This window comes from Dickeya sp. ws52 (genome assembly GCF_007210685.1).
GTDB lineage: Bacteria > Pseudomonadota > Gammaproteobacteria > Enterobacterales > Enterobacteriaceae > Dickeya > Dickeya chrysanthemi.
Map to the genome: position 1 here is coordinate 1 of NZ_SZVX01000051.1, position 1,120 is coordinate 1,120.

At 47.7% G+C, this 1,120-nt stretch carries 1 protein-coding gene; it reads left to right on the forward strand.

What is annotated here, in order from left to right; all coding sequences use genetic code 11:
* Nucleotides 1-214 precede the first annotated feature (214 nt).
* Nucleotides 215-1,006 (forward strand): endonuclease/exonuclease/phosphatase family protein, encoded by a 792-nt coding sequence (locus FDP13_RS21450; RefSeq protein WP_143840373.1) that lies wholly within the window; start codon nucleotides 215-217, stop codon nucleotides 1,004-1,006.
* Nucleotides 1,007-1,120: the final 114 nt, after the last annotated feature.

Here is a 1,120-nt window from a genome sequence, read left to right on the forward strand (position 1 = left end):
TGCGGTAGTTCAGTCGGTTAGAATACCGGCCTGTCACGCCGGGGGTCGCGGGTTCGAGTCCCGTCCGCACCGCCACCTTATAAAAGCCCTAAGCTTACGCTTAGGGCTTTTTGCCTTTCGGGTATTGAATTTTCATCTGCTGGCTTGTGCCCATTGAAACTCGGGGATAAAACCCCTATAACGATAACCAGTTCACTGGTATAGCAGGAACAATGTGCACAAGAAAACTTATGCAATGAGGTATGTTGCCGGGCAACCGGTTGAGCGTATCTTCCAGCCTCCGGTAATGCATTATCTGCAGCAGCAGCCTTTATCTGCAGGCCCTCTGGTGGTGACAGAGAAGGCCTTACGGATAATGGTATGGAATATTTTTAAACAACAGCGTACAAATTGGCTTTCTGTTTTGAAGCACTTTGGTGAAAGTACGCAGTTGATGTTGTTGCAGGAAGCACAATCAACCCCAGAGCTGATCCGCTTTGCCACAACACACTATCTTTCCACTGAACAAGTGCCTGCTGTTGTGTTGCCTGCACATCCATCGGGGGTGATGACGTTATCTTCCGCACAATCGATGTATTGTTTTCCGTTACGTGAACGAGAGCCGTTAATTCGTCTTGCCAAATCAGCACTGATTACAGTTTATTCGTTGGATAATGAGCGCTTGTTGATGGTGATAAATATCCACGCTGTTAATTTCAGCTTGGGGGTAGAAGCCTATACCAATCAACTCGAAAGCATCGGTGGGCAATTAGAACATCATTCGGGACCTGTGATTATGGCGGGGGATTTTAATGCCTGGAGCCAACCCAGGGTGAGCGCGCTTTATCGGTTTGCCTACCGAATGGGGCTAAAAGAGGTCGTTTTTTCTGATGATCAGCGGCGGCGTGCATTTGGCCGACCGTTAGACTTTGTGTTTTATCGAGAGTTAGATGTGATGGATTCATCGGTAATGGTTACTAATGCATCCGATCACAATCCGCTGTGGGTAGAGTTTAACGTTTCCTGATAGCCGTATGCTATAGCGATAAAAAAACCGCCCGAATAGGCTAACACCGTTCACTTAAGGTGTTTTGAGTGAACGGGATACTGGGTTTTTGAGATCCGAACGGCCCTCGCTTTG